The 9,136-nt window shown below is 68.6% G+C and carries 9 protein-coding genes and 1 pseudogene; all 10 read right to left on the bottom strand.

Annotation, left to right across the window (positions count from 1 at the left end):
- Window positions 1-567 (bottom strand): annotated as a pseudogene (locus tag HMPREF3113_RS08905) (hypothetical protein); the annotation flags it as partial.
- Window positions 564-1,346, bottom strand: a complete 783-nt coding sequence (locus HMPREF3113_RS08900; protein ID WP_070471827.1) for a ParA family protein — start codon at window positions 1,344-1,346, stop codon at window positions 564-566. The pseudogene HMPREF3113_RS08905 and the gene HMPREF3113_RS08900, both read right to left, overlap by 4 nt.
- 5 nt (window positions 1,347-1,351) lie before the next feature.
- Window positions 1,352-2,362, bottom strand: a complete 1,011-nt coding sequence (gene motD, locus HMPREF3113_RS08895; protein ID WP_070471826.1) for a flagellar motor protein MotD — start codon at window positions 2,360-2,362, stop codon at window positions 1,352-1,354.
- Between the two features lies 1 nt (window position 2,363).
- Window positions 2,364-3,104 carry a flagellar motor protein gene (locus tag HMPREF3113_RS08890; protein ID WP_070471825.1) on the bottom strand — a complete coding sequence of 247 codons (741 nt, stop codon included), beginning with the start codon at window positions 3,102-3,104 and terminating at the stop codon, window positions 2,364-2,366.
- 79 nt (window positions 3,105-3,183) lie between these two features.
- A complete protein-coding gene (locus tag HMPREF3113_RS08885; RefSeq protein WP_070471824.1) occupies window positions 3,184-5,028 on the bottom strand; it encodes a chemotaxis protein CheA in 1,845 nt (614 codons plus the stop codon).
- A 5-nt stretch (window positions 5,029-5,033) separates the two neighbouring features.
- Window positions 5,034-5,648 (bottom strand): protein phosphatase CheZ, encoded by a 615-nt coding sequence (locus HMPREF3113_RS08880; RefSeq protein ID WP_070427319.1) that lies wholly within the window; start codon window positions 5,646-5,648, stop codon window positions 5,034-5,036.
- Entirely contained in the window at window positions 5,648-6,040 is a 393-nt protein-coding gene (cheY, locus tag HMPREF3113_RS08875; protein WP_019182908.1) for a chemotaxis response regulator CheY, read from the bottom strand. Before cheY ends, HMPREF3113_RS08880 begins: the two co-directional genes overlap by 1 nt.
- A 16-nt stretch (window positions 6,041-6,056) precedes the next feature.
- Window positions 6,057-6,803: an RNA polymerase sigma factor FliA gene (locus HMPREF3113_RS08870; protein WP_019182907.1), complete on the bottom strand. Its 747-nt coding sequence runs from the start codon at window positions 6,801-6,803 to the stop codon at window positions 6,057-6,059.
- On the bottom strand, window positions 6,800-7,687 hold the full coding sequence (locus HMPREF3113_RS08865) for a MinD/ParA family ATP-binding protein (protein ID WP_019182906.1): 888 nt from the start codon (window positions 7,685-7,687) through the stop codon (window positions 6,800-6,802). Before HMPREF3113_RS08865 ends, HMPREF3113_RS08870 begins: the two co-directional genes overlap by 4 nt.
- The coding region (gene flhF, locus HMPREF3113_RS18945; protein WP_083298756.1) for a flagellar biosynthesis GTPase FlhF at window positions 7,674-9,136 on the bottom strand (1,463 nt) is incomplete at its 5' end. The genes HMPREF3113_RS08865 and flhF, both read right to left, overlap by 14 nt.

The following is a 9,136-nucleotide window of genomic DNA, read 5'->3' as shown; positions in this document are numbered from 1 at the left end:
CTGCCCCGGCGCCAGGGCCGGGGCGGGGGGCGCGACAGGCGCGGGCAATTCGGCCGGCGTGCTGGCGCCTGCGGGCATGGGATCGGTTTCGTAGACGACCTCGGGCGGCAGGTCGTCCCAGCTGGGGCGCGCTTCTTCGTCGGGCGCGGGCATCGCGCCGCTGAGCAGCGGATCGTTGCGCAGTTCGTCGAGCAGGTCGTCGAATCCCAGTGCCGGCGCGCTGATGGCAAGCGAGGCTGTCTCGGCGTCCAGTGCAACGCCCGCCGTGGGCAGCGTCATGGCGCCGCTCAGCAGCGGATCGTCGCGAAGCTCATTGAGCAGGTCACGGAAGCCTGGCGGGACAACCGGGTCGTCTGCCGCCGGCGCTGTACCAGCGGCGGTCTGTTCGTCGGTGGCCGGCGCCGCGTCGGCGCTGGCCGTTTCGACAGTCGCAGGTGCAGCGTCGAGGCCGCCGGTCGCTTCGACGGTGTCGGCCGTCGCGACGGCCACCGGTGACGCTGCCGGCGGCGGCATCGCGTCGCCAAGCAGCTGCTCCAGGTAATCGTCGAGCACGCCGGTGGTGTTCATGCCGCGCGCTCCATCTGCTGTGCATCGTCGGCCAGGATCCATTCCAGCGCGCGGCGATACGCGGCCAGGCCACGGCCGGGGTAATCCTCCGATTGCGGCGGCACGGTCAGGCTGGCGGCATTGCAGATGCGGGTATCGATCGGAATCGCGTCTTCCCAGACGCGATGGCCATGCTTGTCCTGCATCAGCTTGACGGTCTCGTTGCCGGCGCGGGTGCGGCGGTCGAACAGGGTCGGCAGGATCGACATCGGCAGCGCGCGGCGGCGCGAGCGCTCGACCATCTCGCCGGTGCGGACCATGCCATCCAGGCCATGCAGGGCGAGTGGCTCGGCCTGGGTCGGGATGATCAGGCGGTCGGCCGCGGCCAGTGCGTTGATCATCAACAGCCCCAGGGTGGGCGCGCAGTCCAGCAGGATGTAGTCATGCTGGCCCTGGTGACGGCCGAGCGCGTTCTGCAGGGCCAGGCCGAGGCCCGGCTGGTTGGCGCTGCGCCGTTCCAGCGTGGCCAGTGCCGCCTGTGCGCAGACGTAGTCCAGGCCCGGGATGTCGCTGTGGCGGGCGAGGGTGGGCAGCTCGGCCGGCGGCGTGGCGAACAGCTCCAGCACACCCTGCGGCGGCGGATCCAACGGCACGCCGAAGGCGCGGGTCAGCGAGGAATGCGGATCCAGATCGATCAACAGCACGCGGTGGCCCTGCGTGGCCAGGCCGCGGCCGAGTGCGAGCGTCGTGGTGGTCTTGCCCACGCCGCCTTTCTGATTGGCAACAGCCCAGATACGCATGCGGTTCACTCCTTCATTGCGGGCGGAACGGCGGCGCCAACGCGGCTGCCGGCCGGCACCGGTGGCAACTGCACCGGTGCGATGGGGGTAATGGGGGTAACGGGGCTGCCGGCGCTGGGCGCCTTGGCGGCATCGGTGGCGTCGGCGTCGGCGCTGAGGCGGTCGGTGATCGGGTCGATGCTCTGCGCCGTGTCGGCCAGGATGATCACCACCACCCGCCGGTTGCGGTTGCGGCCTTCGGCGCTGGCATTGTCTTCGCGCGGGCGGAACTGGCCGTAGCCGACCATCGCCAGGCGTGCCGGCTGCAGGCCCTGGTCGGCGAACAGGTGCACCACGCTGGCCGCGCGTCCGGCCGAGAGCTCCCAGTTGGAGGGGAACAGCGAGGTGGCGATCGGGATGTTGTCGGTATGGCCTTCCACGCGTACGCCGTTGGGCGCGTCACGCAGCACTTCGGCCAGCTTGGAGAGGGTGTCGCGCGCGTGAACATCCAGCGTGGCCGAGCCGGTCGGGAACAGGATGTCGCTGTTGATCTCCACCTCGATCCACAACTCGGTGCGGCGCACGGTGATCATGCCGCGTTCGATCAGCGGTGCCAGGGTGGCGGTGAGCTTGTCGGCGATGCCGTTGAGCTGGCGCTCGGCACGCTGCAGCTGTTCCTGGTTGCGGATCGAGACCGGCATGCGCATCTGCGAGGCCATCGCCGGCAGCAGGGTCGGGTCGTTGCTCGGTGCCGGTGCGGAGGGGCCGATCCGGTTTCCGGCCCTGATCACCGAGGGGCTGTCCCAGCCGCCGCCCTGGACCTGCTGGTTGCCGACCTGCACCGGGTTGATGGTGCGCGGCGCGCCACCAAAGGCGGTGGTCAGCGCGTCAGCCATGATCCGGTACTTGCCCTCGTTGAGCGAGGAGATGGCGTACATCACCACGAAGAAGGCGAGCAGCAGCGTCATGAGGTCGGCGTAAGGGATCGCCCAGGCCTCATGGTTGGCATGTTCTTCGTGGTGCTTGCGGCGGGCCATGTCAGTGCAGGAACCCGGACAGGTTGGTTTCGATGTTGCGCGGATTCTCACCCTGGGCGATCGAGATCAGGCCCTCGATGATCATCTCGCGGTCGCGGCTGTTGTGGTGGATCACGCTCTTGAGCTTGGCCGAGACCGGCAGGAACAGCAGGTTGGCCGAGGCGATGCCGTAGATGGTGGCGGTGAAGGCCGCCGCGATGCCGTGGCCGAGCTTGCTCGGATCGGCAAGATTCTTCATCACCGCGATCAGGCCGAGCACCGCGCCGATGATGCCCAGCGTCGGCGCATAGATGCCCATGCCCTCGAACACCTTGGAGGCGGCCAGGTCCTGGCCTTCCTGGCTGCTCAGTTCAATCTCCATCATGTGCCGGATGGTCTCCGGCTCCACGCCGTCCACCAGCAGCTGCAGGCCTTTGCGCAGGAACGGATCGTCCTGCGCATCCACCTGCGCTTCCAGGCCGAGCAAGCCCTGGCGGCGGGCGATGTTGCTCCATTCCACGATCTGCTGGATCAACTGGCGACGGTCACTGCTCGGCGGCCGGATCACCCAGCGCACGATCTTGAACGCATGCTTGAAGACTGCCGGCGAGGTGTGCAGCAGGATCGCGGCGATGGTGCCGACGATGACGATCACGAAGGCGGCAGGCGACCACAGCGACGTCAGACCGGCTCCCTTGAGGATGCTGCCGCCGACCAGCGAGGCCAACGCGAGGAATAGTCCAATGAGGCTGAGTCTGTCCATGGGTCCGTTATCGGCTTGTATGAATGGGACTTGAGACGCCGAAGGAATCCAGTGATGCGGCGGTCACACTTTCACGCGGTCAATCGTGGTGGGTGCGCAGTCCATCCACGTCCAGGATCAGCGCCATCCGGCCATCGCCGATCAGGGTGGCACCGGCATAGCCGCGCAGGCCACGCAGCGCCTTGGGCAGAGGTTTGATCACCACTTCCTCGCGGCCGCGCACCTGGTCGACCACCAGGCCGAAGCGGGCTTCGCCGGCCTGCAGCACCACGATGGTCAGCAGCGAGGACGGCATCGGCTCCACATCCAGCCAGTGGCGCAGATCGACCAGGGCCAGCGTGTGCGACTTGCGGTCCAGCACGGCGCGGCCATCGAACCAGCCCAGCGAGCTGTTGGGCGCATGCAGCACCTCCATCACGCGGGCCAGGGGCAGGGCATAGACGTCTTCGCCGGCCTGCACCAGCAGGGTCGGCAGGATCGCCAGGGTGAGCGGCACGCGGATCATGAAGCGGCTGCCACGACCCAGTTCGGACTGGATCTGGATCTGGCCGCTCAGCTCGCGGATGCGCGACTGGACCACGTCCATGCCCACGCCGCGGCCGGAGATGTCGGTGACCTGCTGTTTGGTCGAAAAGCCGGGCAGGAACACCAGGTGCAGGCATTCTTCGCTGCTCAGGCGAGCCGCCGCTTCCGGATCGATCAAGCCTTTCTCGCGCGCCTTCTGGCGCAGGCGTTCGGGATCGATGCCGGCACCATCGTCCTGCACCTCGATGCTGACGTAGTCGCCTTCCTGCTGGGCCGACAGGCGCACGTGGCCGCTGCGCGGCTTGGCCTGGGCTTCACGCAGCTCCGGCATTTCCACGCCGTGGTCGATCGCGTTGCGGACCAGATGCACCAGCGGATCGGCCAGTGCTTCGACCAGGTTGCGGTCCAGCTCGGTTTCGGCGCCGATCAGTTCCAGCTCGACTTCCTTCTTCAGCGAGCGTGCGACATCGCGGGCCACCTTGGGGAAGCGCGAGAACACCTTGCCGACCGGCTGCATGCGGGTGCGCATGACCGCCGACTGCAGGCGCGCGGTGGCGATGTCCAGCGTGGACACCGCGCGGTCGAGTTCTTCATCGTGCAGGCGCGCACGCAGAGTCTTGAGGCGGTTGCGCGAGAGCACCAGCTCGCCGATCAGATTGACGATCGCATCCAGGCGCTTGGTATCCACGCGCACGGTGTGTTCGGCTTCGGCGACCGGTTTGGCCGGGGCCGGCTTGGCGTTAGGCGCCGCCGGGGCGGCCACGGCGCGCGGGGGCGCGGCAGGCACGGGCGCAGCGGCAATGGCCTTGGCACCTGGAACGGCGCCGCCATGCAGCTGGTCAAGCAGGGCTTCGAACTCGTCTTCGCCAATCAGGCCGTCGTCCTTCTTCGACACGGCTACCGCGGTCGGCGCGGCGCCGCCATGCAACTGGTCGAGCAGTGCTTCGAACTCATCATCGGTGATCAGCTCGCCACCGCCGCTGCCGGCGCTGGCGGCAGCCGCGGGCGTCGGGGTGGCCGGACCGTTGACGTCGAACTGGGCGATCAGTTCCGGCGGGGCATAGCCCGGCTCGGTTCCGGCCGAGACCGAATCCAGCATCGACTGCAGGTAGTCCAGCGACTGCTGGGCCGCATCGAAGTGGTGCGCCTGCAGCGTGGCCTGGCCCGAACGCGCCATGCCGAGGGTTTCCTCGGCCGCGTGGCACAGTTCGACCATCGCCTGGATGCCGAGGAAGCCGGCACCGCCCTTGAGCGTGTGGAAGCCGCGGAACACGGCGTTGAGCTGGTCCGCGTCCTGGGGCGCCTGCTCCAGCGACACCAGCTGTTCGCCGAGGCGGTCCAGGATTTCCTGGGCCTCGAGGATGAAGTCGGCAGCGATATCGTCTGGAACAGCACTCATGATCGTTACAGTCCCAGGTCCGAGAGCAGGTCGTCGGCGTCGTTCTGTGACACCGCATGGCGATCCAGGCCGTTCACGGCCGGGCCGGCCAGGCCGTTGTTGTCGCGCTTCTTCTCGTCTTCCTGTGGCGGCAGACCGAGCGCACCGAAACCTTCATGCACGCGGCGCACGATCCCCACCACGCGGCGGATGATCTGGCCGGTGAGGTCCTGGTAGCTCTGCGTCAGCGCGATTTCGGTGAGGTTGTGGCGGATCCGGTCGAGCTGCTGGCCCTGGTCGGGCGTCAACCCGTTGGCGCGCAGCTGTTCGGTGAGCGAGCGACACTCCTCGGCCAGGTCCAGCGTGCGGTGGGTGGCCTGTTCGGTCATCGCCACCACGTGGTCCAGGCGCGCGCAGGCGTCATCCAGTTCGCCGGCTTCGCTGGGCAGGCTGGGCAGCTCGCCCAGGGCCTGGCCGAGTTCGCGGGCCAGGCGGTTCAGGCCGGCCATCATCGGCTGCGTGCGCAGCGCGGCGAGGGCGTCGATTTCCCGGCGCCAGCCGGCTTCGTCGCCACTTTCCAGCGCGGCCAGGGCATCCTGCAGGCGCTGCACCAGCGCGGATTTGTCGCTCAGGGTCTCCATCAAGCGCTCGCTGCCAGGCGTTCGAAGATCTTGCCGAGCTTCTCTTCCAGCGTCTGCGCGGTGAAGGGCTTGATGATGTAGCCGTTCACGCCGGCCTGGGCCGCTTCGATGATCTGCTCGCGCTTGGCTTCGGCGGTCACCATCAGCACCGGCAGGGTCTTGAGCTTGGCATCGGCACGCACCGCCTTGAGCAGGTCGATGCCGGTCATCACCGGCATGTTCCAGTCGGTGACCACGAAATCGAACGGCTGGCTCTGCAACATCGCCAGCGCGGCATGCCCGTCCTCGGCTTCGGCCGTATTGGTGAAGCCCAGATCGCCCAGCAGGTTCTTGACGATACGACGCATGGTCGAGAAGTCGTCGACGATCAGGATACGCATGTTCTTGTTCAAAGCACTTTCCTCGATTTCAATGGTTCTCGAGGCCGGCGTCTGCCGCCTCGAAGATCTTCAGCCGGCCCCGCAGGCGCAGCACGGCCTGGCCATGGATCTGGCACACGCGCGATTCGCTGACACCCAGTACGGCGCCGATCTCTTTCAGGTTCAGTTCCTGCTCGTAGTACAGCGACAGGACCAGCTGTTCGCGCTCGGGCAGCAGGCCGATCGCGTTGCCCAGCTCGCGCCCGAACTCGCCGCGTTCCAGCACCTGCTGCGGGGTCGGGCCACCCTGGGCGACGGTGTCCAGCTCGCCCTGGTCTTCGATCCGCGATTCCAGGCTCAGCACCTGGCCGCGCGAGGCGTCTTCCATCAGCCGCAGGTAATCCGGCAGCGGCATGTCCATCGCGGCCGCCACTTCGGTGGCGCTGGCGGCGCGGCCGGTGCTCTGCTCGAGGCGACGGATGGTGGCGGCGGCATCCCGGGCACGGCGATGCACCGAGCGCGGCACCCAGTCGCCCCGGCGGATCTCGTCGATCATCGAGCCGCGGATACGGATCGAGGCGTAGGTCTCGAACGAGGCGCCCTGGTCGGCGTCGTAGCTGCGCGAGGCCTCGATCAGGCCCATCATGCCGGCCTGGATCAGGTCGTCCACTTCCACGCTCGCCGGCAGGCGCGCGGCAAGATGGTGGGCGATCCGCCGGACCAGGTCCGAGTGCTGGGCAATGCACTCGTTGGCCGCGGTCCGCTGGACCTCTTTGTATTGTGCTGCGCCCTTCATACCGTCACCCCGCGTTGCTTGAGGATGCGTTCCAGGAAGAACTCGACCCCGCCACGCGGCTCGGTCGGGGCCTGCCAGCGGGCGGTGCGGCGCGCGATTTCGGTCAGCGCCAGGGCGGCCGGGCTGGAGGGGTAGGCCTTCACCACCGGCTGCTGGCGCTGCACCGACAGGCGCAGCCAGTCATCCTGCGGCACGCAGCCCAGGTAGTTCAGCGAGACATCGGCGAGGAACTTCTCGCACACGCGGGATAGCTTCTCGTACAGCACGCGGCCTTCGTTCGGGTCGCGGACCATGTTGGCCACCACCTGGATCCGGTCCACGCCGCGCTCGCGCGAGAGCACCTTGATCAGGGCGTAGGCATCGGTGATCGAGGCCGGCTCGTCGCAGACCACCACCACGGTGTCCTGCGCGGCCTGGCAGAAGGTGAGCACGCCATCAGTGATGCCGGCGGCGGTGTCCACGATCATGATGTCCAGCTCGCGCTCGAGCTCGGAAAACACATTGACCAGGCCGACGTGTTCGGCCGGCTGCAGTTCGGCCATGTGGCGGCGGCCGGAGGCGGCCGGGACCACCAGCACGCCACCGGGGCCTTCCATGATCACTTCTTCCAGCGTGCAGCGCCCGGCGACCAGGTCGGCCAGGGTCACCTTCGGCTGCAGGCCCAGGATCACGTCGATGTTGGCCAGGCCGAGGTCGGCGTCCAGCAGCAGCGTGCGTTTGCCCATGTCTGCCAGCGCCACGGCCAGATTGGCCGAAACGTTCGTTTTGCCCACGCCGCCCTTGCCGCCGGTGACGGCGATGGTGCGGACCGGGCCCAGCGGCTGGCTTCGGGTAGCCGACAACGGGAAGGTCTTGGTCAGCTTGGCGTACTCACGCGACGGCATGGTTCAACTCCGGGTTGCAGGGCATATCGGCCGCGCGGCGCAAATCTTCAAGGCGAAGTACAAGATTGGCCGCACTGGCACGGTGCAGGTCTTCAGGAACGTCCTGGCCATCGGTGACCCAGGTGATCGGCAGGCGGTGGTCCACGGCCACCGACAGGGCGCTGCCGAAGCGGCCGGTCTCGTCGAGCTTGCTCAGCACCACGCCCTGCGGGTTGGCGGCGCTGAAGCGGCGGACCACCTCGTCCATGTCGCCGAAGCTGGTGTTGGCCGGCAGCACCAGCAGGGTGCGGATCTGCTGGGCCGCGCGCAGCCACTGCAGCTGGGCGGCCAGGGCGCGGTCACGCGGGCCCAGGCCCGCGGTGTCGATCAGGACCAGCTTGTAGTCCTTCAGGCGCTCCAGCAGTTGGTTCAGATCGCTGCCGCTGCTGGCTTCATGGACCGCGATGCCGAGCTGCCGGCCGAAGCCGTACAGCTGCTCGCGGGCGCCAATGCGGCCGGTATCAGTGGTGACCAGGGCGACATCGCGGGCCGCATGCGCCTCGGCGAAGCGCGAGGCCAGCTTGGCGATGGTGGTGGTCTTGCCGGCGCCGGTGGGGCCGACCAGGGCGATCACGCCGCCGGCTTCGAGCGGGTCGACCGGGGCGATCGGCAGCTTTTTGGAGAGCAGGCCGAGCATCAGCCCGCGGCCACGGTGGGCTTCGGTGTCCAGCGGAATCTGCATCGCCACGTCGCGGCTGATGCCGGCATCGAAGCCGTACTCGTCCATCAGGTCCAGTGCGGCAGCGCGGACCGGCGAGCCGCGCAGGCGCTCGTCGGTGAAGCGGTTCATCTCGCGCTCGATGACATGGCGCATGCCGGCCACTTCGTGACGCAGCTGGCGGATCTCTTCGTCATCACGCTGCACCACCACCAGTTCGGCGGCCGGCTGGGGCTGGGCCTGCGCCGGTTCGGCGACAACGGCGGGCGCCGGGTTTTCGGCACGCGCTTGGGCGGCCGTGTCCTGCGCTGCCACGACGCTCTCGACCGCGGGCAGGGCCGGCGGCACGGTGACGCTGACCGGCAGCGGCGGCATCGCCACGGCCGCGGCCGGCACGTGCATCTGGAAGTGCGGTTCGTCGTCCATCGGCGGGTCGATGACGAAGCGCGCGCGGTTGATCGGCGGGTTCACGGCCGCCACGGTGGGCTCGGCGACAGGCGGCTCAGGCTGCAGCAGCGCTGGCGACGCGGCCGCGGCCTGCTCGACATTGAACGGCGCGAAGATCTGCTCCGGCAGCGACGGTTCGTTGACGGCCGGGCCGACGCTGGCACGGGCCAGGGTGGCGGCGAAGCCACTGCTGCCCCGCGGCGGCACGATCTCGTTGGCGGTATCCAGGGTGCGACCGGTGGCGCCGACGGCGGCGCGGGCCAGCGCGGCGACGGCCGAGGTGGTCGCGGCCACCGGCTCGGGCG

The organism is Stenotrophomonas sp. HMSC10F06, assembly GCF_001807865.1.
Taxonomy (GTDB): Bacteria; Pseudomonadota; Gammaproteobacteria; order Xanthomonadales; family Xanthomonadaceae; genus Stenotrophomonas; species Stenotrophomonas bentonitica_A.
This window is presented reverse-complemented; position numbering and strand designations above follow the sequence as displayed.